Origin of the sequence: Gelidibacter salicanalis (genome assembly GCF_016469035.1) — a bacterium.
Taxonomy (GTDB): Bacteria; Bacteroidota; Bacteroidia; order Flavobacteriales; family Flavobacteriaceae; genus Gelidibacter; species Gelidibacter salicanalis_A.
Genome location: NZ_JAEHJZ010000047.1, coordinates 44,158 through 68,821 on the forward strand (window position 1 = coordinate 44,158; position 24,664 = coordinate 68,821).

Genomic DNA, 24,664 nt, shown 5'->3' on the forward strand with positions numbered 1-24,664 from the left:
ATGCTAGTTGATTTTAATACCTTACCAGAAGAATCCAAAGTTTGGATCTATCAAGCCAACCGATCGTTTACCGATGATGAAATTGAAGAACTGGAATCTAAATTGGACACATTTATAACCAACTGGACAGCTCACGGAAGTGACTTAGAATCTGGTTATATTATTAAATATAAACGGTTTATCATTATTGCCTTAAATCAGAACCTAAATAAAGCAACAGGTTGTAGTATTGATGCGTCTGTTCATTTTATCCAACAATTGGAGAAAGATTACAATGTAGATCTTATGGACAAAATGAATGTGTCTTACAAACAAGGCGATTTTGTAGCCTATAAAACCCTATTGGATTTCAAAAAAATGGCTAAGGAAAAAGCGGTGTCAAAAAACACAATTGTCTTTAACAATTTGGTTCATAATATTGCGGAGTTTAATGAAAATTGGGAAGTTCCTGCCAGTGAAAGTTGGCACAGTCGTTTTCTTAAATAAAAATTTACGCGCTACTTGGCATTCATCGTAATTTCTATTCTTTTTAAACGCATTGAATGCCATTTTTAGGTATCGGATTGCGTTCTTAAAAGTAATACTATTTGATTGTTCCGTTCGTTATAAAACTATCTTAAAATTTCATCCACTTCCTTGAAAAGTGGTATTTTGCTACTTCATTACCCCTAACACCCAGCTTAAAAGACCTAATATTCTATGCGATTACTTGTTTCCCTCGTTTTATGTTTTTTTATTTTTAAAAGTTCTGCCCAGAACTCTAAAAATCCATTGGCAACAAAGGATGCAGTAGCACAACAAAAATGGGTAGATCATATTTATGACAACATGGATCTTCGTCAGCGCATTGGTCAGTTGTTTATGGCCAGGGCATTGTCTAACGGTAATAAATCCAATGAGGCTGAAGTTGCCAAGCTCATTAACGAGTATCACATTGGTGGTCTTATCTATTCCACAGGTGGCCCCGTAAAACAAGCCAAGCTAAACAACCGGTACCAAGCCATTTCCAAAGTACCGCTGTTGATTGGTATGGATGCAGAATGGGGGTTGAGCATGCGCTTAGATTCTACTTATGCATTTCCGTATAATATGACCCTTGGTGCCATTACTGATAATAATCTTATAGAGCAAATGGGCAAACAGCTTGGTGAGCATTGCAAACGTATTGGAGTCCATTTTAATTTTGCGCCTGACGTAGATATCAATACCAATCCTAAAAACCCGATTATTGGCAACCGCTCTTTTGGAGAGGATAGAGATAATGTAACTGCAAAGTCCTTGGCGTTTATGAAAGGAATCCAAGGCGCTGGTGTATTGGCCAATGCGAAACATTTTCCAGGGCATGGTGATACAGATACTGATAGTCACAAAACGCTCCCTACCATAAATTTTAATGAAAAACGCATTGACTCCATAGAGCTCTATCCTTATAAAAAACTGATCAATGAAGGCTTGTCCAGTGTTATGGTGGCTCATTTAAACGTGCCCAGTCTAGAACCCAAACTTGGTACACCATCTTCTTTATCTAAACGTATTATTACTGATCTTTTAAAGGAGCGCTTACAATTTGAAGGCTTAATTTTTACAGATGCTTTAGAAATGAAAGGGGTGTCTAACTTTAGTAAACCTGGAGATATTGATCTGGCTGCGTTTATGGCAGGAAATGATGTGCTATTAATTTCTGAAAACATTCCTGTAGCCATTGATAAAATGGTCGCAGCATATGAGTCTAAAGTATATACGGAAGAACGTTTGGCACATTCAGTTAAAAAGATTTTAATGGCCAAATACAAGGTAGGCCTTAATAAATATGTGCCCATAGGCACTAAAAATCTTGTAAAGGACCTTAACAGATTAAAAGACGATCTGCTCTACGAACAGCTCATGGAAAACGCCATTACCGTGGTGCGTAATCAAAAGCAAATCCTGCCTTTAAGACATTTGGAAACAAAAAAAATTGCTTATGTAGAAATGGGTGATGCGGTTGATAATTCGGCATATCTAGAGGAATTAAGAAAATACACTAAAGTGCACAACATCAAAGCTGATAAGTTAGATGAACTCTTGACCAAGCTTCAAAATTACAATACGGTTATTGTAGGCTTTCACAAATCGAACGTCAATCCATGGAAACCGTATCAGTTTTCAGAAAAGGAGCTGACTTGGCTTTATGAAATTGCACGCACCAACACCGTGGTGTTGGATGTTTTTGCGCGTCCGTATGCACTTATCGATTTACATTCTATAAAAAACATAGAAGGAATCGTGGTGAGTTATCAAAATAGTGAGATTTCCATGCGTAAATCGGCACAACTTATTTTTGGAGCCATTCCGGCAAAAGGAACCTTGCCAGTATCTACCGGAGAAAACTTTAAAGTTGGGAAGGGATTTATCTATAACAGTTTAGAATCCTTAAGCTATGGACTTCCCGAATCAGTTGGGATGAGTTCAGAAAAATTGAAAAAACTGGACTCTATGGCTAAAATTACTATTGCCCTTAAAGCGGCACCTGGATTGCAGTTATTGGTAGCCAGAAGAGGAAAAGTTATTTACAATAAAGCCTTTGGAAAACATACCTATGACGGTAATGAGATGGTCGATTTAGATGATATGTACGACGTTGCTTCGCTGACAAAAATTTTAGCAACCTTGCCATTACTGATGGAATTGGAAGAACAGGGTATGGTCTCTACGGAAACTAAACTGTCTCAAATTTTACCAGAGTATAGAGAATCCAATAAAAAGAACATCACCTTAAAACAGATGCTCTCTCATTATGCACGACTAAAGCCATGGATCCCCTTCTACACAGCTACTTTAGATGCTGCTAAGAAACCCGATCCCAAATACTATAGAAGAACGTCGAGCCCGATGTTTAACGTAAAGGTGGCCGAGGAGATGTATTTGAGACATGATTATCCTGACACCCTTCAAAAAATAATTAGAGACACAGATTTGCTACCAACATTACGTTACAGATATAGTGATTTCCCGTATTTTATTCTGAAAAAATATATTGAGCGCCATTATCAAAAAGGATTGGATGAGTTGGTCCAAGAGCATTTTTACCAGTCTTTGGGCGCTAACCACACCACTTATAATCCATCATCCAAATTTAGCAATACGCAATTAGTACCTTCTGAAGAAGATAATTATTACAGATATCAAACCATTCAAGGCTATGTGCATGACATGGGAGCAGCTATGCAAAATGGTGTTGGTGGCCATGCAGGTATTTTTAGCAATAGCAATGACATTGCAAAAATGATGCAGATGTACCTTCAAAAAGGGTTTTATGGAGGAAAACGATATTTAAATACTGAAACCATTGACAAATTTAACACCTGTTATTATTGCGAAACTGGAGTAAGAAGAGGGATTGGATTTGATAAACCTCAATTGGGGACGGCCGGACCAACCTGCGGATGTGTTTCATTATCTAGTTTTGGACATTCCGGATTTACAGGTACTTACGCTTGGGCTGATCCTGATCAGGAAATTGTTTATGTATTTTTGTCCAATAGAACTTATCCTTCCGCTGCTAACAACACCTTGATTAAGAAAGGGATTAGAACCGAAATCCAACGGCTGATCTATGAAGCAATCATTGATTAAAAAGCGTGTCAGTTGTAAGCACTTAAAGTTTGAAGCGACAATCTTTAGAGCTTACAAAAATTTAACTTTAAAATCTCTAACTTTGCCGCCAAAACCATAGGTGCATTTTGGTGCTCATCACTTAAAAATCAAAACATGAAAATAGGAATTGTATGTTACCCAACCTTTGGTGGTAGTGGTGTAGTGGCAACCGAGTTGGGTCTCGCCTTGTCAAAACGCGGTCATGAAATCCATTTTATCACGTATAGTCAACCTGTCAGACTGGATCTATTGGGCAGCCATGTGCACTATCATGAAGTTAATGTTCCTGAATATCCGCTGTTTTTATACCAACCCTATGAATTGGCACTGTCCAGTAAGTTAGTAGACATGGTGAAGTTGCACGGTATTGAAATCTTACATGTGCATTATGCAATTCCACATGCCTATGCCGCCTATATGGCAAAAATGATGCTGCAAGAAGAAGGCATCTACGTGCCTATTGTGACTACACTTCACGGTACAGATATTACATTGGTAGGCAGCCATCCGTTTTACAAACCGGCTGTCACCTTTAGCATCAACAAATCAGATGCGGTAACCTCTGTGTCTCAAAGTTTAAAAGATGAGACTATGCGTCTCTTTGATATTAAAAACGAGATTGACGTGGTGCCTAATTTTATAGATTTTAGCCGACATAAAACACATTTTTCAGATTGTCAGCGCCATATAATAGCTGATGCCAATGAAAGAATTATAACTCATATTAGTAACTTCCGCAAAGTAAAGCAGATTCCTGATGTCATTAAAATATTTTATAACATTCAAAAACAAATGCCTGCAAAGTTGCTGATGGTAGGTGAGGGGCCTGAAAAGTTGGAAGCAGAACGTCTTTGCGTAAAATTGGGAATTGAAGATAAAGTCGTTTTTTTTGGTAACAGTAATGAGATTGATAAGATTCTTTGCTTTAGTGATTTGTTTCTATTGCCTTCGCAAACAGAAAGTTTTGGTTTGGCAGCTTTAGAAGCCATGGCCTCGGGGGTCCCTGTAATTTCAAGTAATACCGGTGGCATTCCAGAAGTTAACATTGAGGGTGTCTCAGGTTTTTTAAGTAATGTGAATGATGTAGAAGATATGTCAAACAATGCCATTTATATTTTAAGTGATGATCAACGACTCGATACCTTTAAAGTGAATGCTGCAAAAGAAGCCGCAAAATTTGGTATCAGTAAGGTCGTACCACAATACGAAGCTATTTACGTTCGAACCCTAAAAGAAAGTCTGTTAGCAAAATAACGCTATCTTTACCCTCTTCCTTAAACTCGATTTACTGGAAGGCAAAATTTCAAAGTACATGGTTACGATTAAAGTTAATTCTTTGCCAGTAGATTTAGTCATTCTCGATTTGGCTGAAGCATTTCAAATACCCTACCAGCTCAATTGTAAGGAGTATCATTTAGAACTCACTGAAAAGGTTGGTAAAGGCTATATAAAAGCTATGATGCTCGAGTCTGGATTGGGCATCATTGAATACAATTGTCAATTTAACATGGATATAGAAATCCAGTTTGTTAAGGATTTTACGCATCCCTTAAAATTTCTCTACTGTACAAAGGGTCATTTTGACCATCGGTTTTCTAATGAAGAGCAACTTCATGACTTACAAGAATACCAGCAGGCAATTGTCGCGAGCAAAGATTACAATGGCCATGTCATTCGATTTCAGAAAGATCAGGAGATCAATCTGTACAGTCTAGAAATGGACAGAGAACGTTTTACGCTTCATGATGAATGCGCCTCCGAACTCATTAAAACAGATCTTGAAGCTATATTTGGAGATGTTTGGGCCACAAATAGCTTTTATCATGAAGGGTATTACAGTTTGGCGCTTGCCGAAGTATTTGAAGATATAAAAGCTTTTCAGGACAGCTTTTTCCTTAGATATATTTTTATGATTAGTTGTGGATATCAATTGCTGGGGAAACAAATTGTGCAGTACCAAGACGACTTAAACAATGAAGAAAACCGTCACGTCTTAAGACAATATGAAGTGTCTAAGGTAAAAGAAGCAGTCCAGGTTATTAAACAGAACATTGAAAAAACCTATACCATTAGCGACATTGGTAGAGAAGTTGGCCTGACCGATGCAAAATTACAAGAAGGTTTTAAAGTTCTATACAAAACCACGGTAAATAATTATATCAATGAAGTACGTTTAGACCTTGCCTCATCGTTGTTGAGGGATACAAATTTCAACATTTCAGAAGTGGTCTATAAAATCGGGTTAACGAGTCGTAGCTACTTTTCCAAAATTTTTAGGGAAGCCTACAATATGACACCTACCGAGTATCGGAATATGTATTTAAAAAAGTCATAAAAGAGAAAGTGTCTTATTAATTCTTAAACCATTCTGAGCTTTGCATATTTGAAGAGCACTCTAGGAGAGTCCCGAGAAGATACTATAAAAAAAGCCGTTTCAACTAGTGTTGAGACGGCTTCTTCTTTAGTATAAGCTTCACTACGGAAGCGGTGGATTATTAGATATTAGAATTGGTATCTGATCCCTAAGGCAATATCAAAATCTAAATCATCATTCCCAAAATAATCATCTCCAAAACCTAACTCTGGTCTAAAGTCTAATGATAGCATTAATGGAATGTCAAAATTATATTCAATTCCTACTTGACCTGCAATAAAAACAAAAGTTTCACTGTCATCTCTATTAGGCAGACGATAATCATCATCATAGCTGTAATTCGCAATACCTGCTCCAGGACCCGCATACCAATTAAAACCCCCATCAATGTTCCATACCCATTGGTAAATACCTGCTAGTTTAAAGCCATCATATTTATCTCCACTTCTAATTCCTAAATCCAATTCTAAACGATTGTCTGCGCCTAATGCACGTTGGTAAGAGACTTCAGCCCCAAAGCCGTCACTGTCTCCTAAACGTAACCCAATAGCATTTTCAGCAATATCCTGAGCGTTCATCATCATAGAGCCGCCAATAAAAGCAACCGCAATTAAAAATATTTTTTTCATAATTAAAGTTTTTAAGTTTAAACAAAAATACATTTTGAATTGTTATAATTAACAAAATAATCCGCCAACTTTCTGTTAAAATTCGTTAAATACCCCTAATTTTAGGGTATTCTTTTAACAACAAACAAGAATCTCACACATCCCAATGCTTAAAGACCTTAACACGCCATTCCAAGACCTTAAAAATGAACTGGAAGGCCAATTTTTTACAGACAATTTAATGAAAGCGCTCTATGCTACAGACGCGTCTGTTTATAGAAAATTACCCATTGCCGTTGCATATCCAAAGACTATAAAGGACATAAAATTGCTGATTAAGTTTGCAAAAATCCATAAAACCTCTTTAATTCCACGCACGGCAGGAACCTCTTTAGCGGGACAATGTGTAGGCGAAGGTATTGTGGTAGATGTTTCTAAACATTTTACAAAAATCCTCGACATCAATGAAAAGGCACAAACGGTTACAGTGCAACCAGGTGTTGTACGGGATGAACTTAATAATTACCTAAAACCATTCGGGTTGTTTTTCGGACCAAACACCTCAACGTCCAATCGGTGTATGATTGGCGGCATGGTGGGGAACAATTCTTCTGGCACCACTTCCATTCAATATGGTGTTACCAGAGATAAAGTGGTCCAAATGAAGACTATTTTAAGCGATGGAAGCGAGGCGGTCTTTAAGAACACGACTAAGGATGAATTTTTCGAAAAAACCAAAATGGATACCTTAGAAGGTCGTATCTATCAAAACATCTTTGAAGAACTACAACCAGAACAGGTACAACAACGCATTGAAGATAATTTTCCAAAACCTGAAATCCACAGAAGAAATACAGGGTACGCTATTGATGAGCTATTAAAGAGCGCCGTGTTTAACCCAAGCTCAGAGCAGTTCAATATGTGTAAACTCTTATCGGGAAGTGAAGGCACCTTAGCGTTTACCACAGAAATCACTTTAAAGTTAGATGCACTCCCACCAAGTGAAAGTATGATGGTGGCCGCGCATTTTCACACTATTGAAGCCTGTTTGCAAAGTGTCGAAATGACCATGCAGCACCATCTTTTTACCTGTGAAATGATGGATAAAACCATTTTAGACTGTACCAAACAAAATAAAACACAAGCAGAAAATAGAGCTTTTATCATTGATGATCCTCAAGCCATATTAATGTGTGAAGTACGCGCAACTACCTTCGAAGCTGTACAACAACAAACGGATGCCCTTGTAAAAGCAATTCAGGAATCGGGATTGAGTTACGCTGCTCCTGTTCTGATAGGAAACGAGATTGAAAAAGCGGTAGAGCTGCGAAAAGCAGGATTGGGACTTTTAGGCAATATGATAGGCGATAAAAAATCGGCGGCATGTATAGAGGATACTGCGGTAGCGTTACCGGATTTAGCCAATTATATTAGCGAGTTTACACAACTGATGAAAGGTCATAATCAAGAAGCCATTTATTATGCACACGCTGGTGCGGGAGAATTACATTTAAGACCCATTTTAAACCTTAAAAAGAGTGAAGATGTAACGCTCTTTAGACAAATTACGACGGACGTGGCGCATCTGGTCAAAAAATATCAGGGCTCGATGAGTGGCGAGCATGGCGATGGAATTGTTAGAGCTGAATTTATCCCGTTGATGATTGGGGACGAGAATTATCAGTTGTTAAAACGTATAAAAAGCCTCTTCGATCCGTACAATATTTTCAATCCAGGGAAAATTGTTGACGCCTATCCCATGGATGAAGACTTGCGGTACCAACCGGATAGAACCGAGCCGGAAATAGAAACCTTATTGGATTTTTCTGCCTCTTTAGGTATTTTAAGGGAAGCTGAAAAATGCAACGGCTCTGGCGACTGTAGAAAACTTCCTGAATTTGGCGGAACGATGTGCCCGAGCTACAGAGCCACCAGAAACGAAAAAGACACCACCCGTGCTAGAGCAAATGCCTTACGCGAGTTTTTGACCAATTCAAACAAAGCCAACAAATTTGACCATCACGAATTAAAAGAAGTATTTGATCTTTGCCTGAGTTGTAAAGCTTGTGCTAGTGAATGCCCCAGCAGTGTGGATGTGGCCAGTTTAAAGGCGGAATTTCAATACCAATACCAAAAGGCAAATGGCGTTTCATTAAGAACAAAACTGTTTGCTTATAACAATGATTTGAACAATTTGGCCAGCAAGGTTCCTCAGCTCACAAATTTCTTTTTCACTAACCCGTTAACCTCCTCAATTATAAAGAGCATCTTCAAAATAGCCAAAGAACGAACCTTACCATTAATTTCAATTAAAAGTTTAGATAACTATATTAAAAATTGTAAAAATCAAATAGTTGATAAAAAATTTATTAAGACAATTTATTTTTTTAATGATGAGTTTACCAACCATTTGGACGCGGCCATTGGAAGAGATGCAATCAACTTACTAAGGGGTTTGAATTATCAAATTAAGTTCGTTTCACACGCTGAATCTGGGCGTGCATTTTTATCTAAAGGATTATTGGAACAAGCTAAAAAAGTAGCCAATACCAATGTTGCTTTGTTTAAGGATTTGATTTCTGCAGAGACGCCATTAATCGGTATCGAACCCTCCGCAATCTTAACTTTTACTGATGAATACCCAAAACTCGCCGACAATAAACAAGCAGCCAAAAGCATTGCTAAGCACACCTTGTTGATCGAAGAATTCATTCAACAGGAAATACTGTTGAACAACATTACGGCTTCGCAATTTACAACAGAAGCTAAAACGATCAAATTCCATGGGCATTGCCATCAAAAGGCACTGCGAAACCAACTCTCGAGTTTTGCTGTTTTGAATCTGCCAGAAAATTATAAAGTCACCATAATTCCAAGTGGCTGCTGCGGTATGGCAGGGAGTTTTGGTTATGAAAAGGAACATTATGAGGTCAGCATGCAAGTAGGGGAGCAAACATTGTTCCCTGCGGTGAGATTAGCTTCAGAAGGCACGGTGATTTCAGCAAATGGAACCAGTTGCAGACATCAAATTAAAGATGGTACACAGAGGGAGGCCTTACATCCCATCACTATTCTGAGACGCGCACTAGTATAACACATTTGTAGAAATAGAAAAATAGGAGTCACTGATTGGTATAGTTACTAATAATATCCGACCAGTCGCAATTAATTAAAATACAATAAATTGATTTTGAACACCTTAACAAGTAGTGTTGGGATTTTATAAATTAAAAAACCTAAAAAGGTTTTAAAATCCTATTTTTGTTTCTCTCAGAATACAATTACATTAGCATAAAACAAATTATATGGCAGGGAATTCCTTCGGAAAATTGTTCAAACTCACCACTTTTGGCGAGTCTCATGGTGTCGCTATTGGCGGCGTAATTGATGGTTGCCCATCCGGCATAAAGTTAGATTTTGAAGCCATCCAATTAGAAATGGACCGTCGTAAACCGGGACAATCAGATATTGTAACCCAAAGAAAAGAGTCAGACAAAGTCGAATTTCTATCGGGGATTTTTGAAGGACAAACTACAGGAACGCCCATAGGTTTTATGATTAAAAACACCAATCAGAAGTCTAATGACTATTCCCATATAAAGGACGTATACCGCCCCAGTCATGCTGATTACACTTATGACCAGAAATATGGCGTACGTGATTATAGAGGTGGTGGCAGGAGCTCAGCCCGAGAAACTGCATGTCGCGTTGTTGCCGGTGCCATAGCCAAACAAATGCTCAAAGACGTGAAGATTTATGCGTACACGTCTTCTGTTGGCGATCTATTTTTAGAGAAACCTTACCAAGAATTAGAATTTTCAAAGATTGAAAGTAACACTGTACGTTGCCCTGATGAAACAATTGCAAATCAAATGATTGAGCGCATCAGAGAAATCAGGAAGCAAGGCGACACCATTGGTGGGACAGTGACCTGTGTGATTCAAAACTTACCGGTTGGACTTGGAGAACCTGTTTTTGATAAATTACATGCGGAACTCGGCAAGGCAATGCTTTCTATTAACGCCGTTAAAGGTTTTGAATACGGCAGCGGATTCTGCGGTGCTAAAATGAAGGGCAGTGATCATAACGATCAATTCAATGCAGACGGCACTACAAAAACCAATTTATCTGGAGGCATCCAAGGCGGCATCAGCAATGGTATGGATATTTATTTTAGGGTTGCATTTAAACCTGTAGCCACCCTTATTCAAAAACAAAACACACTCGATAATAAAGGTAATATTGTAGAAATGCAGGGTAAAGGTAGGCATGACCCATGTGTGGTGCCAAGAGCCATCCCTATTGTAGAGGCCATGGCAGCCTTGGTTTTAGCAGATTACCAACTTTTGCGCAAGCAGGAGTCTCATAACTAATATCGAGACAGACTCCGTTTCGAAATTATCTGTTTAGAAATGAAAAGATTCCCGCCTTCGCGGGAATAAAATTATATTTATTTACATGAAAAAATTAGCACTACACTGGAAAATCATCATCGGAATGGTCCTGGGTATTATATGGGCATTAGTATCCAGTACAATGGGCTGGAGCGCTTTTACCATTAATTGGATTGATCCGTTTGGCACTATTTTTATCAATTTATTAAAATTGATTGCCGTTCCATTGGTGTTATTTTCCATTATAAGTGGGGTTGCTAATATTGGCGATCCTAAAAGTTTAGGACGCATGGGCGGGAAGACCTTAGGGATGTATTTGGTAACCACAATTCTTGCAATTTCGTTAGGGTTACTGTTGGTAAATACCATAAAACCAGGTAAACTGATTGACAAACAGAGCCGCATAGACAACCGGATCAATTACGAAATTTGGGCCGATTCTCAAGGCTATCAGATTAAAGACGGAATTAACTATTTAAAAGATCCTGAATATTTTAAGCGCGCCCAAGAAATTTCTGATTTGACCAAGAAAGACTTGAGAGCAGTTTCAGTATCAGATAAGATTGAAACCGCTGGTAAGCAAAAAGAAACGACACCTTTACAGCCATTGGTTGACATTGTGCCAGACAACTTCTTTTATTCGCTATCCAATAACGGATTGATGTTACAGGTCATCTTTTTTGCTATTTTCTTCGGTGTTTCACTGTTGTTTATTCCCGACGAAAAATCGGCCCCCGTACTAAATTTGGTGGACGGTATTAATGAAGTGTTTCTCAAAATGGTAGACTTAGTGATGCAAGCCGCCCCGTTTTTTGTATTTGCCTTATTAGCCGGGGTGGTCAGTAAAATGGCAGGTGATGACATTGGAAAAGTAATTGAGATATTTAAAGGCTTGAGCTGGTATTCTTTAACCGTGTTATCCGGACTGCTCATAATGATATTTATTACCTATCCTTTAATATTGAAAGGCTTCGTAAAGAGAATTCCTTACTCTGGTTTCTTTAAAGCAATGAGTCCCGCACAAACCTTGGCATTCTCTACATCAAGTAGTGCTGCAACCCTTCCCGTAACCATGGAGTGCGTAGAACAGAACCTAGGTGTCAACAAAAAAATAAGCAGCTTTGTGCTCCCTATTGGTGCTACTGTCAATATGGATGGCACGAGTCTGTACCAAGCGGTGGCGGTGATTTTTCTAGCGCAGTTGCACATGATTGATTTAACCATAGGTCAGCAAATCACCGTTGTAATGACTACTACTTTGGCCTCAATTGGTTCAGCGGCGGTACCAAGTGCAGGTCTGGTAATGTTGATAATTGTATTGGACTCTGTAGGCCTTAACCCAGCCTGGATTGCTATTATTTTCCCTGTGGATCGTATTTTAGATATGTTTAGAACCGTGGTTAACGTAACGGGAGATGCTACTGTGTGCTCTATCATTGCCGACGGCGAAAATATGTTGGATTATAAAGACAAGAAAAGCCCAACGGAAACTTTTGATCTCGATTCTTAAAATCAAATGTGCGCGGCACGCCTTCTGTTAATCCTGTTTTTGATTGCTGAAAAGTTGAAAACAACTATAGAAATGACTATCAAGATATAACATATCGCTTCCAAAAGGCTGATCTCTTCACCAAAATAAAAGATGGCCAGCACGAAATTAATAAGCGGATTTAAATAAATAAACACCCCAACAACAGAAGAGTTTAAACCTCTTAGCGCATAGATATTAAGAAACATAGGAATGATGGTAAAAACCACAGCAATTAACGCTAACATGCCATAAAAGAACGGTGTTTTCTCGTTTGGAGAGTCATAGCTGATTATAAAAGGCAATAGAAAGACCACTGCAAAAAACACCTGACAGGTTAAAACTAAAAACCGGTCCAATTCCTGGTTCTTGCGCTGCAACACCAAATACAAGGCGTAGGAAAGGGCAATAATCATACTGTAAAACAAGTCGGTTAAATTTCCTAAAGAAAGGACCAAACATCCTACTAAACTCAATACCACAGCAACCCATTGCAGTTTAAAAAGCTTTTCCTTCAGTATCAAATACGCCAACACCATGGTTAAAATAGGACAGAGCAAATACGCCAATGAAGTAGCGCTAACACTGACGTTGTTCATGACATATATATAGATATACCAATTGAGCGCCAAAAACAAACCGCTTAAGATGTTGACAACAATAATCCGTCGTTTGTCAAGTTTCCCTAGCGTCTTAAACAAATTTAGATTGGTTTTCAAAGCTTTAGGCCGCAGTACTAAGGTCACAAAAAGCATGATCATTACAGAACCCAACGTACGATAACTCAAAATATCGAATGCTGTAAACGCGTCCAGCGATTTAAGCACCACACTAAAAAAGCCCCAAATACTAAAGGCGGTAATAACTGCAACATAATATTTAGAGTTCATCGCAATCCATTTAAAATAAGATTGCAAATGTATTCAAATACACACACGTATATTATTATAATCATAAGAAGTTTTTGATGATTAAACGGGTTGTGGGGTAATGAAATACTAATAAATTGTTAATACTGGCCTACAAAGCAGAAATCGATACAATTGTGAGGATATGAGTCCACCGGAAGGCTTTTAAAACCTTAACTTTCACTTTTAAATAATGTTAGAGATCTTATGCAAAAATTATCAATTGAAGACATCATCTTAAAAATAGAAGCTGAAGAATTGTTCCATGCAGTGTCTTCTGATTACGCCTTCACCATAAAAATTGACGATTACGTTCCGTATGTCTGTGCAGCAGTGCATAATGGCCATCAATTTAGAAAAGAATTATGGGCAAAATGCCTACATACGGCATACGACCGTTGGTATGAAGAGGATCCAGAGACTGAAAATATGGTAAAACATCATCCCATAGTCATTTCAGGCTTAGACTCCAGATTTGAATATGATTTGAATCGCGACCCAGACAATGCCATTTATGACGATGCTTGGGGCAAAAAGCTTTGGAAGGAACCATTAAGCGAAGATGAGAAATCGAGAAGTCTTGAAAAACACCAGAATTTCTATAAAATTGTTCATGCGCTCATTACAGCGTTAGAGCAAAAATTTGGATGCTGTATTGTTTACGATATGCATAGTTATAATTGGAAACGTTGGGATAGGGAAGTGCCCACATGGAATTTAGGGACCTCCAATATCGATAATGAACGTTATAAAAATTCAATCGAAGATTGGCGAAAAGACCTTTCTGAAATTAAATTACCTAAAGGCATCCCAACAACAGCCAAAGTCAATGATACCTTTCAGGGCAATGGTTATTTTTTAAAATTCATCACCACCAATTTTCCTCACACTTTGGTTTTAGCCACGGAAGTGGCCAAGATTTATTGTGATGAAGAAAGTCAGGTCATCTATCCAGAAGTAGTTTCCGCCATCAGAAAAGGACTTAGAACGCGATTGCCCGAACACGCCTCAAATTTTTATAATATTTACTCCAATTAAATGATTGAAGATTACCATATAGATGCTGAATTAGTTGAAACTATTTGCAAAAACATTACAGAAAATGTTCCTGTAAATGTGGAGCTGCCCAATAAGGGTGTCTTGCATATTGACAAACTTCTACCATTTATTTGTGTTTATAGATATAAAGAACGCGATGTGTATTTTGCAAGACTTTTAAAAACACAGGCGTCTTACGTTATTGTAGACGAAACTATTGACATTTCACATCTTCTCGAAGCCATCAGATTAATGACTTCTGAAAAATTTGACACCTTCTTGATTTTAGAATTGTGGCCAAATGCTGATACTTTAAAAAATCAGTTTCAAATTTACGGTCCTAAAAATAAATCATTAGAAACGTTGAATGCCTTGAGCGAGGGGTTTAGCGAAATAAAAAAAACCTTGGGAAATGTTGGGTCTCAGATCATTCAAACTGAATTTAGACATCCAAAGCACTTGTTACCTCTAGTGGACATCGACAAGTCTAAAAAACAGGGTACGCTTGTTATAGGCGTTTCGATACCTGTAGTATATAAAAACACCGCAACCGATCAATTGTTTTCTTTATTTTTCAGAAAGTTTTATACCATTTTTTCTGAAACAATCAAACGGGCGGTTTATGAATTTATAAGAGTGCAGACTACAGATGCATTTGAAAATTATTTGATGCTCGGTAAAACCCATATTGACGCGGTAACCTTGTCCTCAGACACCAAATTGGCAGAGATTAGCGAAGGTATGTCGTTTCTGCTAAGAGTAACACCTGTAAATAGTAATGAAGAATGGGACAAATTTGAGCAAAACAATTTTGAAACCGTTCCTTCATTTAAATACCGACTGCTTGCCATTGATCCAGAGCTTGAAAAACGTAAACTCTTTAACATCCCATTAGATCTCATAGAAGATCCAACCATCGCCTTTATTTTAAGGGGGAAGCGTCTTGAAATAGAGAAGCAATTGATGATGTTGGAAGAACGTGGTACAGATAATTTTCGATTTATAGGAGAAAGTCTTTATGGCGTGATTAGAGATGATATTTTAGAGGTCGCAAAAAACATCTTGCAAGTGTATCCCAAAGCAGAAACCATCACCAGTTCAGAACGTTATAACGGTGTTGAATTTGCAAAACACGCCCAAAGGGAACTAGATCATTACGCTCTGCAATTTCCAGACCTAGATCTCGGCATTGAAATTAGAGACGATGTTGCCGGTATCATGGTCTCAAAATCAAAATTGCTGATTAATGATGAAATGAATTTGGATGTCAATAGATGTGACGCCCTCATTCAACATGAAATTGGAACCCATATTTTAACCTATTGCAACGGTAAAAGTCAGCCGATAAAGCAAATGTACGAAGGGTTTGAAGGTTATGACCAATTGCAGGAAGGTTTGGCCGTAATTGCCGAATATTTGGTGGGTGGCTTAACCATAAATAGGCTCCGATTGTTGGCCGGAAGGGTTATTGCGGTACAATCTATGGTAGATAATGCCACTTTTATCCAAACTTTTAATCTGCTAAGAACAACCTACGCCTTCCCGGCCCATGTGGCATACTACATTAGCATGCGTGTATATAGAGGTGGCGGACTTACCAAAGACGCGGTTTATTTGGCAGGACTTATAGACTTGATGGCGTATTTGAAAAATGGCGGCAAACTTGAACCGCTTTATACAGGTAAGTTTAATGTGACGCATATTAAATTAATTGAAGAATTACTTTACCGTAAGGTACTAAAACAGCCAATTTTACCAAGATTTTTAGATCGTGACGATGTTAAGGTCCGATTACAAAAACTACGTGAAGGCATAAACATTGTTGAACTTGTAAATTAAATTAAATAACAAATGAAGATAGCATTTATAATAAATGACCATGCCACAGAAAAGTGGAATTACACAACACCTGCTTTAGGCTATGCAGCTTATAAAAGAGGCCATGAGGTCTATTTTATTGGGGTAGGCGAATTGTCTTATGCCTCTAAAGGACATCTCTCCGTGCGTTGTAAAACGATAAAAGAACGGACTTTTAAAAGCGAAGAAACGTATTTTAAAGCTGTTCAAAAGGAAGAGTTTACAACCTTATCATCGGAAGAATTAGACGTGCTTTTCTTAAGGAACAATCCTGCTGATGAAATTAATGAACGCGATTGGGCCTATAATGCGGCCTTTATTTTTGGAGAAATTGCCATGAGAAACGGTGTTATTGTACTGAACCACCCAAGTAGTTTGGCTGGAGCTGTCAATAAAATGTACTTTCAGCATTTTCCGGAAATACTTCGTCCAAAGACTATTATTACCAGAGATCACAATGAGATCAAGGAGTTTTTCAAGGAGCAGAAACAAAAGATGATTCTAAAACCTTTACAAGGATCTGGAGGCACAAACGTCTTTATGATGGATAAGAAAAATGAACATAATTTATCCCAAACCATTGATGCCATTTGTAGAGATGGCTTTGTAATTGCACAAGAATATCTTACGGAAGCTACGGGAGGTGATACCCGTTTATTTTTAATGAATGGTGAGCCATTGCAGGTCAATGGAGCATATGCGTTGATGCAAAGAGTCAATGCTTCAGGAGACATCAGAAGCAATATTCACGCAGGAGGGAAACCTCAAAAAGTAAAAATGACGGACCAAATTATGGAATTGGCAGATATTGTGAGACCTAAACTCGTTCAAGACGGTATGTTTTTGGTAGGCATTGATATTGTTGGTTCAAAATTGATGGAGATTAATGTTTTCAGTCCGGGTGGATTAAACGTCATGGGACAAATGTACGATGCAGATTTTGCAACTCCCGTGATCGAGTCCATTGAACGTAAAGTCTATTATAAGAGCATGTATAATGACTACCTTTACAATAGTAGATTGGCAACCTTATAACTAAAAGGTTCTAGCATAAGAGTATGTCTCAATACTTATACAACCTATCTGAGAGTTGAGTATTTGAGAACCATTCTCGGACAGCTATCCAAGAGAAAAACATAAGAAAAGCCGTTTCAATTAGTTATGAGACGGCTTCATCTATATTAAAACAAGTAAAAATAAAGCAAACCTGGCACGAGATCTTAAAAATGACCCCTTGCTTTTTGAACCTAATTTCAATTAGAGTGGTTGGACAAATTAATTTATAATAACGATTGTTTATCACTCAGTTATAATCAACTCTTTGCTCTTTTCCCGATGGCTATCGGGACTATAAGCGCAGCGGTCTTGATTCTTTATAGAACATGAATGATTTTAAAGTGTGATTTACAAAAACTTCGATTTAAGCTCCGGCGTGGGAATCATACATTCGTCCTTCTTGCCATACCATTTGTATCTGTTCTTAGCAATAAAATCATAAACCCAATTTCTGATAAATGGCGGGATAATAATGAAAATGACCATTATATTTCTTGGAAACCCCAATTGAGAAGCAATTTTTAAAGCTGCGGTCGATTTGTAGAAAATACCATTTTCTTCAGAATAGAGTAGGATGGAATCAGTTTTTGAGGTGTCTATCTTATAGTGTTCTAAAATTTCCTGGCCCACCTCACTTTGCAATGCTGTATATCTAAAAATATCCTGCTGATCGTGTTTAATGACGTATTGCACTGAAGAATTACAAAGATTGCAGACGCCATCAAAAAGGATGAGTTGTTTGTTCTTTTCTAAATTTATGGCCATGGATTTTCTTTCTCTAATAATAGTTTAATTTTATATTCGGTTGTCGGTTGTCGGTTGTCGGTTCTCAGTTTTCAGTTAGCAGTCTTCAGTTAGCAGTATTCAGTTAGTAGTTCTCACTATTTCCTAACTTCTACAATCTACAATCGTCAATCGTCAATCGTCAATCGTCATTCCTTAATCCCCTCTTCAGCCGTCCAGAAATACCAACTACTTCATCTTTTCCACCAACTCCAATTGGTCCATACTCACGCTGGTCGTAAATATTCCGTAATTGATAAAGGCCTTGTTTTTTTCAATTTTGTCAATGCTCCCTACAGCTCTACCATCTTGCAACCGGACGCGGTCTCCAACTTTAAAAAGTGGTTTCGGTTTTGGTGCTGCATCTACTTTTATTTTGGCGGCTTTCTTTTTTTGACGGATAACTTCAACCGTTTTTTCAGCCTCTTTAATGACTTTTTGTTCTTTAGATTTCTGGACCTTTTTTACTTTGGGAGAGGTTTTCTTTCGTTTCGAATTTTCAATCTGCACTAATTTGAACAACTCGTCCATCAGCTCTCGCTTTTTATTGTTGTCAAAATATTTTTCCGACAGATCATTTATCTTCTGACCCAAATAAATCAAACGTTGATTACTATCATACAATTCTTGATAGCTTTCCAGTTTCTTCTGAATTTTGAGGTTAGTCTCTTCTAGCTTTTCGGCCTCAGATTGTGTTTTTCTTTCGTTTAATTTTAAGGACTGTTCTGTTTTTTCGAGTTTGCTGCGTTCTTTCTGAAGTTTGGCTATGGTAGCGTCAAAACGCACTTTTCCGCGTTCTATTTTCTTTTTCGCCCGATTGACCAAACTGAACGGAATGCCGTTTTTTTGTGCCACTTCAAAAGTAAACGAGCTTCCCGCTTGGCCCAAAGCCAATTTAAAAATGGGCTCCAAGGTTTTTTCATCAAACATCATATTGGCGTTTTGCATAAAGGGCAACTCATTGGCCAATACTTTAAGGTTGGAGTAGTGGGTGGTAATTATCCCAAACGCTTCTCTATGGTAAAATTCTTCCAAGAAGGTTTCCGCTAAAGCACCTCCCAATTCTGGATCACTCCCGGTTCCAAATTCATCAATCAAAAAGAGCGTGTTTTTGTTGCACTTTTTCAAGAAATAATTCATCTGTTTTAAGCGGTAACTGTAGGTGCTCAGATGATTTTCTATCGATTGATTATCGCCAATATCAGTCAAAATCCGATCAAACAAACACACTTTACTGCGTTCATGAACAGGAATTAACAAGCCGCTTTGCAGCATGACCTGCAACAAGCCAACCGTTTTTAAAGTGATACTTTTACCGCCCGCATTAGGTCCTGAAATTACAATAATTCTGTTCTCAGGATGGAGCGCTATAGATTGCGAAAACGTTTTGACATTCTTCTTTTGATTCGATATATACAGCAACGGATGAATGGCGTCCCTTAAAACATAATCTTTATTATCAGTAATTTCTGGTAAAATGCCATGAATGGATGCCGCATATTTTGCTTTTGCATAGATCACATCCAATTCTGTCAAAAACAGCTGGTACGCCTTTAGCAAACTCTGAAAAGGCCTGATGTAATTAGTGAGCTGTTTTAATATTCTCGTCACTTCTTCCTGTTCATCAAACTCTAAATTATTGAGTTCCCGTGTGTATCTGAAGGTGGCTTCGGGTTCAATATAAACAATACTTCCTGTTTTGCTTCCACCTAAAATGGTGCCTTTTACTTTGCGCCTGTACATTGCTTTTACAGCCAAAACCCGTTTGTTTTCCACTACTGATTCCCTAATGTCATCTAAGTAGTCCATGCCACTGTAGGAGCTTAATGCAGATCCAAAACTTTGATTTATTTTCCCTCTGACAACATTAATATCTTGCCGGAGTCTAAAAAGTTCATCTGACGCGTTGTCCTTAACATCCCCAAAACGATCAATAACCGAATCAATCTGTGTGATGATATCTGTAGTAACCGTAATATGTGAAGCATATTCAAACAGGTTGGGATAGTACTCTTTAAACTTCTTTAAAAAGTTGATAATTTCATTGCTCACCAAAGAAATGGCTTTAATTTTTTTGAAACTGATGGTTTCCAAATACGAGTTTTCAATATTAAGAAGTTTAATCTCGTTGGTTATGGGCTCAAATCCATGCGTTGGAATGCGGTTATCGTTATCAAATGACGCTAAATAATCGTTTGTAAGTGATAACGCCGTCCACAAGGCTTCTTTTTTTGTAAACGGTGTCGTCAGTAGCGCTTTTTCTCTTCCTAAATGAGTGATGCAATGTGCCGCCATTTGCTCGAGGACGGTGTAAAATTCAATGTCTTTAAGTGTTTTCTCGTGAATGTGCATTCGCTTTTGATAGATCTTTTAATTATGTTCAAATTTAAGGAAATTTAAAGTTTTGGTATATAAATTTTACCACAACCCAAAATCACCTTATTTTTATTCCAAATGAATAGGTAAAAATGGACATCAACATACATCCCAGTTGGAAAAATCAATTACAGTCAGAGTTTGAAAAGCCTTATTTCAAAAATCTGACTGAGTTTGTAAAAGCAGAATATAACACTCATACCTGCTACCCAAAAGGAGACGCTATTTTTAATGCTTTTAATTGGTGTACGTTTGATGCCGTAAAAGTTGTTATTATAGGCCAAGATCCCTATCATGGGCCAGGACAAGCCAATGGCTTGTGTTTTTCTGTCAATGATGGTATTGCGCATCCGCCATCGCTCAGAAATATTTTTAAAGAATTGGAGTCTGATTTAGATAAGCCTTATCCTCTTTCCGGAAATTTGGAACCTTGGGCAAAACAAGGAGTATTATTGCTGAATGCAACATTAACCGTAAGAGCAGGAGCAGCAGGAAGTCATCAAAAAAAAGGATGGGAAATTTTTACGGATGCTGTGATTAAAACGGTGAGCGACCAAAAACAGGATGTTGTATTCTTATTGTGGGGCGGTTTTGCCAAACAAAAATCTAAACTTATTGACCCATCCAAACACAGCATCATTAGTTCAGGTCATCCGTCGCCATTGAGCGCCAACAGAGGGTATTGGTTTGGAAATAAAAGTTTCAGTAAAACTAACTCCCAGTTGGAGCGAGTTGATGCGCGTCCAATTGCGTGGTAATTAAAGCAGGTAATCGCTGAACCGGTTGTAATGGTTCAACAGCTATCTTCTTACTGATTTTATTACAGCTAAAAATTAGAAGTAAAAAATTTAAAGCAACTAATGCAGTTACAATTACAATAAAGATCATGAGTGTAGATTCAATTAATATCTATGATTGTACGAATTTGGTGACACAATTTATGAAATTTAGTTCTGATTGCCTCACTAAAACACAATAACTTAAAAAACATTCCCATTCAAACCTAAAAAATCATACATTCTTAACTATTTGGTGATAAGGACGTTGTTCAGAAAGAATATCCAACTTCATTAATTTCTGTTGCACTTTAGTCACCGTAGCTTCGTCCAAATGACGTTGGGACCATTCTGTTAAGGTTAACCACTCTTGTACATCCTCTAATTCTAGTGCATATCTGTTGGCAATCATACGGTCAATACTCGGGATTTCCTTAAAATCGATCGTCGTATTGTTGATGATCTCCAGAATAATCTTGACGACATTCTCATTAGCCTCCAAAAATTCATTCCTTACGGCAATTACAAAACATGGCCAAGGTGTTGGACAATTGGCTACACGTCTAAATACACCAGCGTCTACAATAGGTTTGGTCATAAACTTTTCCCACATAAAATAGTCGGCATCGCCATTACTTAAAGCTTTGACCGCACCGTCTAAATTATGTACGACTTCAAACTTAAGGTCCGTTTCTAAATTCCAACCCTTATTTTCAGCATTGATATACGCCATTAAATGGGAGCCTGAGCCATATCTACTGATTGCGCAACGCTTCCCTTTTAAATCTTCGACCGTTTTAAATTCAGAACCATCGGCAACGTGAATCCCCCATATAAGTGGTGTCTCTACAAAAACCTGTACAATTTTACTTGGGTTTCCTTCGGCAATATCCTTAACAATACCTTCCGTCAATATCACAGCCATATCAATATCGCCATTCCTCAGCGCTTCAGTCATGGCACCTGTACCGCTATGGTAATCTTGCCAACGCAAATTGATGTCTTCATCTTTGTATTCACCATCCTTAAGCGTTAAATACCACGCTAAGTTAAAATGTTCCGGTACGCCACCAATTTTTACTGTCTTCATTAAAAATGATCTGTTTTTAGCTTCCATTATAATGGTATATAAGAAAGTCTGTTGATTTTATGTATGTGTCAGCCCTGTTTTATCTACTACACCAATTTATCTAAGGTGTAGGTAATTAAATCATTGACAAGTGCTGAAGGATCTTGGCTAAATTCTCCTGTTGCTCTATTCGCAATAATGGCATTCATAGATAAGGCTTTATGACCCAAAAGCGCGGATAGTGCATATATGCCCGCTGTTTCCATTTCCATGTTTGTAATAGGCATGTTGTTGTAACTAAAGCTTGCCAATTTATCATTAAGTGCATCATCCTGCAAAGGAAGTCTTAACACCCTCCCTTGAGGTCCGTAAAACCCAACGTTAGTGGCGGTAAACCCCTTAACTGTTTTCTCAGAACTGAATTTATTAAATAGCGCCTCACTACATTTAACAATATAGGGTTTTGACTTTAAAGGACTCCAGTTGGTATGTTTAACGAGCGCTTCTGAAATAGCGTGATCCTGAATGTTGTCGTTGTGATAAAAATGCAATAAACTGTCAAAACCTGCGGCCTGATTACTGATCACAAATGTATCAATCGGAATTTCCTTTTGAATTGAACCGGAAGTGCCAATTCTTATGATTTCTAAACTAGTAAGCGTATCTTTTACTGTACGTTTTTCTAAATCGATATTGACCAAAGCATCCAATTCATTAAAGACAATATCAATATTATCGGTCCCAATTCCGGTAGAAATGACTGTGATGCGCTTGCCTTTATAAGTGCCGGTCTGCGTATGAAATTCTCTTTTTCGAGTTTGAAACTCTACCGTATCAAAATGCTCGGTAACACTATCTACACGATCCGGATCACCAACCGTTATGATGGTATTGGCCAAATGTTCTGGCCGCAAATTAAGATGATAGACACTGCCATCTGGATTTAAAATAAGTTCTGATGCTGCTATAGCCATTACGTTGTTTTTATAAGTTTATTTTCAGTCTTACTAAACTGAAAATCTAATTTTTTAACGCCTCCAAAAATCATTGGGCTCCTTAATTCTGACGAAAAATCGCGCGTTCCATCAATGGCCTGTATGCCTTTATCATTCAGCACGAGTCGCTCTTCCTGTTGATCATAGAACGGTTCAAGTAGATCAATCATACGGTTAATTTGCAAATCTCCAAAACCATAATAGCCTTGAAAATTGAGAATATAACCCAATAAATGGCGTTTAGATTTTATTTTATGATCTGAAATCATCTGTAGCGTATGCGTCTCTAAAGTAGAGAGACCCGTCTCTGAATCAGGGAAACGCTCTAAATGCGCCCTTAAACAGCTGCTCAAATAAGGAAAAGACGATTTTTGAACAATAAATGGTTTGAAAAGGTTGTGGTCCTTACCACAATACACCCGCCATAAAGAATTCATCAACTCTGTATCTTCTGCTGATAAGTTAATCCTGTCCTTAAAATGCTGCTGTAATTGATCCGGTTTTAACTCGCTCAATGCCTTTAGTTCCTTTTCTCCCTTTACGCGACCACTGCATACCAAATAGAATGGGAGCTGAATGTTTTTTTGCTTTAAAAGTGTGAGTATTGCAATGAGATTGATATGACAAAATAGATCATATTCAAACCATAAGACAATGTCTTGGAACTGCTCCGTATGGTTTAAAATATCCATTTCCCGAATGAGCTCCTCTTCATTGATCTCAATATCGTAACAGTCTTGCAAAAAGTCCTTTCTGAGGTTATAGAATTCTTGAGTGGCAATTTGCTCAGTAGTGGGGCCTTCGCAAAGCATCTCTTGCCAAGTCAAAAAATGACCTTCAAAGCGCTGCTCTTTTAAATAATCGGTCAGATTATTGCCATTGGTAATATGGAGTGTTTGAGATGCCATCATCCTCCAACACGTTTTACAGCAAACCCTTTTTCTTTTAATAATACCATAATTTTATCTCTATAATCTCCTTGAATAATAATTTTGTCATCCTTAAAACTTCCACCAACACTCAGTTTGGTTTTAAGTTCTTTAGCCAATAGTTTAAAATCTTCCGTAGCACCAGTATACCCTTCTAAAATAGTGATTGGTTTCCCTTTTCGCTTTTCATATTTGCAAAGGATGGGATCATCTTGCAACCAAATATTGGAGGTTGCTTCTTCTGGAGTTTCTTCAGCGGTATGTTCTGGGAACAACTTTTTGAGTTGGTCTTCTAAGTCCATAGGTTTTAGTCTTCAGTTTGGAATCTCTATGAATC

19 protein-coding genes are annotated in these 24,664 nt (G+C 37.9%); 11 read left to right on the forward strand and 8 right to left on the reverse strand.

Annotated features, from left to right (window positions below):
• From JEM65_RS17550 to JEM65_RS17565, 4 genes are all read left to right on the forward strand, one after another.
• On the forward strand, nucleotides 1-486 hold the full coding sequence (locus JEM65_RS17550; protein WP_199602473.1) for an ABC transporter ATPase: 486 nt from the start codon (nucleotides 1-3) through the stop codon (nucleotides 484-486).
• 213 nt (nucleotides 487-699) lie between these two features.
• Complete coding sequence (locus tag JEM65_RS17555) at nucleotides 700-3,615, forward strand: glycoside hydrolase family 3 N-terminal domain-containing protein (RefSeq protein ID WP_199602475.1); 2,916 nt, start codon at nucleotides 700-702, stop codon at nucleotides 3,613-3,615.
• Between the two features lie 135 nt (nucleotides 3,616-3,750).
• Entirely contained in the window at nucleotides 3,751-4,890 is a 1,140-nt protein-coding gene (gene bshA, locus JEM65_RS17560) for an N-acetyl-alpha-D-glucosaminyl L-malate synthase BshA (protein WP_199602477.1), read from the forward strand.
• A 58-nt stretch (nucleotides 4,891-4,948) separates the two neighbouring features.
• The gene (locus JEM65_RS17565; protein ID WP_199602479.1) at nucleotides 4,949-5,971 is read left to right on the forward strand and encodes a helix-turn-helix transcriptional regulator; all 1,023 of its coding nucleotides are present in this window, start codon (nucleotides 4,949-4,951) and stop codon (nucleotides 5,969-5,971) included.
• Between the two features lie 167 nt (nucleotides 5,972-6,138).
• Here the strand turns inward: JEM65_RS17565 and JEM65_RS17570 are convergent, their stop codons facing one another.
• A complete protein-coding gene (locus JEM65_RS17570; protein WP_199602481.1) occupies nucleotides 6,139-6,639 on the reverse strand; it encodes a hypothetical protein in 501 nt (166 codons plus the stop codon).
• Between the two features lie 145 nt (nucleotides 6,640-6,784).
• Between JEM65_RS17570 and JEM65_RS17575 the strand changes: the two genes are divergently transcribed.
• The 3 genes from JEM65_RS17575 (at nucleotide 6,785) to JEM65_RS17585 (ending at nucleotide 12,522) form a co-directional block, all read left to right on the forward strand.
• On the forward strand, nucleotides 6,785-9,712 hold the full coding sequence (locus JEM65_RS17575) for an FAD-binding and (Fe-S)-binding domain-containing protein (RefSeq protein WP_199602483.1): 2,928 nt from the start codon (nucleotides 6,785-6,787) through the stop codon (nucleotides 9,710-9,712).
• Between the two features lie 211 nt (nucleotides 9,713-9,923).
• Nucleotides 9,924-10,991, forward strand: coding sequence for a chorismate synthase (gene aroC, locus JEM65_RS17580; RefSeq protein WP_199602488.1), 1,068 nt, complete (start codon nucleotides 9,924-9,926; stop codon nucleotides 10,989-10,991).
• 85 nt (nucleotides 10,992-11,076) lie between these two features.
• Nucleotides 11,077-12,522: a dicarboxylate/amino acid:cation symporter gene (locus tag JEM65_RS17585; protein WP_199602490.1), complete on the forward strand. Its 1,446-nt coding sequence runs from the start codon at nucleotides 11,077-11,079 to the stop codon at nucleotides 12,520-12,522.
• Between the two features lie 2 nt (nucleotides 12,523-12,524).
• Here the strand turns inward: JEM65_RS17585 and JEM65_RS17590 are convergent, their stop codons facing one another.
• Nucleotides 12,525-13,430: an EamA family transporter gene (locus JEM65_RS17590; RefSeq protein WP_199602492.1), complete on the reverse strand. Its 906-nt coding sequence runs from the start codon at nucleotides 13,428-13,430 to the stop codon at nucleotides 12,525-12,527.
• Between the two features lie 225 nt (nucleotides 13,431-13,655).
• Here JEM65_RS17590 and JEM65_RS17595 point away from each other — a divergent pair, with 225 nt between their 5' ends.
• The 3 genes from JEM65_RS17595 to JEM65_RS17605 are packed head-to-tail and all read left to right on the forward strand — an operon-like array spanning nucleotide 13,656 to nucleotide 17,378.
• Nucleotides 13,656-14,486, forward strand: coding sequence for an N-formylglutamate amidohydrolase (locus JEM65_RS17595; RefSeq protein WP_199602493.1), 831 nt, complete (start codon nucleotides 13,656-13,658; stop codon nucleotides 14,484-14,486).
• The gene (locus tag JEM65_RS17600) at nucleotides 14,487-16,325 is read left to right on the forward strand and encodes a flavohemoglobin expression-modulating QEGLA motif protein (protein ID WP_199602494.1); all 1,839 of its coding nucleotides are present in this window, start codon (nucleotides 14,487-14,489) and stop codon (nucleotides 16,323-16,325) included.
• 12 nt (nucleotides 16,326-16,337) lie between these two features.
• Entirely contained in the window at nucleotides 16,338-17,378 is a 1,041-nt protein-coding gene (locus tag JEM65_RS17605; RefSeq protein WP_199602495.1) for a glutathione synthetase, read from the forward strand.
• A gap of 369 nt (nucleotides 17,379-17,747) precedes the next feature.
• Here the strand turns inward: JEM65_RS17605 and JEM65_RS17610 are convergent, their stop codons facing one another.
• Together JEM65_RS17610 and JEM65_RS17615 are read right to left on the reverse strand one after the other, a co-directional pair.
• A complete protein-coding gene (locus tag JEM65_RS17610; RefSeq protein ID WP_199602496.1) occupies nucleotides 17,748-18,164 on the reverse strand; it encodes a thiol-disulfide oxidoreductase DCC family protein in 417 nt (138 codons plus the stop codon).
• Between the two features lie 207 nt (nucleotides 18,165-18,371).
• Complete coding sequence (locus JEM65_RS17615) at nucleotides 18,372-20,534, reverse strand: endonuclease MutS2 (RefSeq protein WP_199602497.1); 2,163 nt, start codon at nucleotides 20,532-20,534, stop codon at nucleotides 18,372-18,374.
• 116 nt (nucleotides 20,535-20,650) lie between these two features.
• Here JEM65_RS17615 and JEM65_RS17620 point away from each other — a divergent pair, with 116 nt between their 5' ends.
• A complete protein-coding gene (locus tag JEM65_RS17620; protein WP_199602498.1) occupies nucleotides 20,651-21,316 on the forward strand; it encodes a uracil-DNA glycosylase in 666 nt (221 codons plus the stop codon).
• A 253-nt stretch (nucleotides 21,317-21,569) separates the two neighbouring features.
• Here the strand turns inward: JEM65_RS17620 and JEM65_RS17625 are convergent, their stop codons facing one another.
• The 4 genes from JEM65_RS17625 to JEM65_RS17640 form a co-directional block, all read right to left on the reverse strand.
• A complete protein-coding gene (locus JEM65_RS17625) occupies nucleotides 21,570-22,424 on the reverse strand; it encodes a substrate-binding domain-containing protein (protein WP_199602500.1) in 855 nt (284 codons plus the stop codon).
• Between the two features lie 86 nt (nucleotides 22,425-22,510).
• Nucleotides 22,511-23,377: a nucleoside phosphorylase gene (locus JEM65_RS17630; RefSeq protein WP_199602502.1), complete on the reverse strand. Its 867-nt coding sequence runs from the start codon at nucleotides 23,375-23,377 to the stop codon at nucleotides 22,511-22,513.
• On the reverse strand, nucleotides 23,377-24,309 hold the full coding sequence (locus tag JEM65_RS17635; protein WP_233530719.1) for a DUF1835 domain-containing protein: 933 nt from the start codon (nucleotides 24,307-24,309) through the stop codon (nucleotides 23,377-23,379). Before JEM65_RS17635 ends, JEM65_RS17630 begins: the two co-directional genes overlap by 1 nt.
• Nucleotides 24,306-24,629, reverse strand: coding sequence for a translation initiation factor (locus JEM65_RS17640; RefSeq protein WP_199602503.1), 324 nt, complete (start codon nucleotides 24,627-24,629; stop codon nucleotides 24,306-24,308). Before JEM65_RS17640 ends, JEM65_RS17635 begins: the two co-directional genes overlap by 4 nt.
• Between the last annotated feature and the right edge of the window lie 35 nt (nucleotides 24,630-24,664).

What these genes read in the sequence shown, in the direction of transcription:
- JEM65_RS17620 (WP_199602498.1), top strand. Translation starts at nt 20,651, where the DNA reads ATGGACATCAACATACATCCCAGTTGGAAAAATCAATTACAGTCAGAG.
- JEM65_RS17635 (WP_233530719.1), bottom strand. Translation starts at nt 24,309, where the DNA reads ATGATGGCATCTCAAACACTCCATATTACCAATGGCAATAATCTGACC.
- JEM65_RS17625 (WP_199602500.1), bottom strand. Translation starts at nt 22,424, where the DNA reads ATGAAGACAGTAAAAATTGGTGGCGTACCGGAACATTTTAACTTAGCG.
- JEM65_RS17555 (WP_199602475.1), top strand. Translation starts at nt 700, where the DNA reads ATGCGATTACTTGTTTCCCTCGTTTTATGTTTTTTTATTTTTAAAAGT.
- JEM65_RS17570 (WP_199602481.1), bottom strand. Translation starts at nt 6,639, where the DNA reads ATGAAAAAAATATTTTTAATTGCGGTTGCTTTTATTGGCGGCTCTATG.
- JEM65_RS17595 (WP_199602493.1), top strand. Translation starts at nt 13,656, where the DNA reads ATGCAAAAATTATCAATTGAAGACATCATCTTAAAAATAGAAGCTGAA.
- JEM65_RS17590 (WP_199602492.1), bottom strand. Translation starts at nt 13,430, where the DNA reads ATGAACTCTAAATATTATGTTGCAGTTATTACCGCCTTTAGTATTTGG.
- aroC (WP_199602488.1), top strand. Translation starts at nt 9,924, where the DNA reads ATGGCAGGGAATTCCTTCGGAAAATTGTTCAAACTCACCACTTTTGGC.
- JEM65_RS17585 (WP_199602490.1), top strand. Translation starts at nt 11,077, where the DNA reads ATGAAAAAATTAGCACTACACTGGAAAATCATCATCGGAATGGTCCTG.
- JEM65_RS17600 (WP_199602494.1), top strand. Translation starts at nt 14,487, where the DNA reads ATGATTGAAGATTACCATATAGATGCTGAATTAGTTGAAACTATTTGC.
- JEM65_RS17565 (WP_199602479.1), top strand. Translation starts at nt 4,949, where the DNA reads ATGGTTACGATTAAAGTTAATTCTTTGCCAGTAGATTTAGTCATTCTC.
- JEM65_RS17610 (WP_199602496.1), bottom strand. Translation starts at nt 18,164, where the DNA reads ATGGCCATAAATTTAGAAAAGAACAAACAACTCATCCTTTTTGATGGC.
- bshA (WP_199602477.1), top strand. Translation starts at nt 3,751, where the DNA reads ATGAAAATAGGAATTGTATGTTACCCAACCTTTGGTGGTAGTGGTGTA.
- JEM65_RS17640 (WP_199602503.1), bottom strand. Translation starts at nt 24,629, where the DNA reads ATGGACTTAGAAGACCAACTCAAAAAGTTGTTCCCAGAACATACCGCT.
- JEM65_RS17605 (WP_199602495.1), top strand. Translation starts at nt 16,338, where the DNA reads ATGAAGATAGCATTTATAATAAATGACCATGCCACAGAAAAGTGGAAT.
- JEM65_RS17575 (WP_199602483.1), top strand. Translation starts at nt 6,785, where the DNA reads ATGCTTAAAGACCTTAACACGCCATTCCAAGACCTTAAAAATGAACTG.
- JEM65_RS17630 (WP_199602502.1), bottom strand. Translation starts at nt 23,377, where the DNA reads ATGGCTATAGCAGCATCAGAACTTATTTTAAATCCAGATGGCAGTGTC.
- JEM65_RS17550 (WP_199602473.1), top strand. Translation starts at nt 1, where the DNA reads ATGCTAGTTGATTTTAATACCTTACCAGAAGAATCCAAAGTTTGGATC.
- JEM65_RS17615 (WP_199602497.1), bottom strand. Translation starts at nt 20,534, where the DNA reads ATGCACATTCACGAGAAAACACTTAAAGACATTGAATTTTACACCGTC.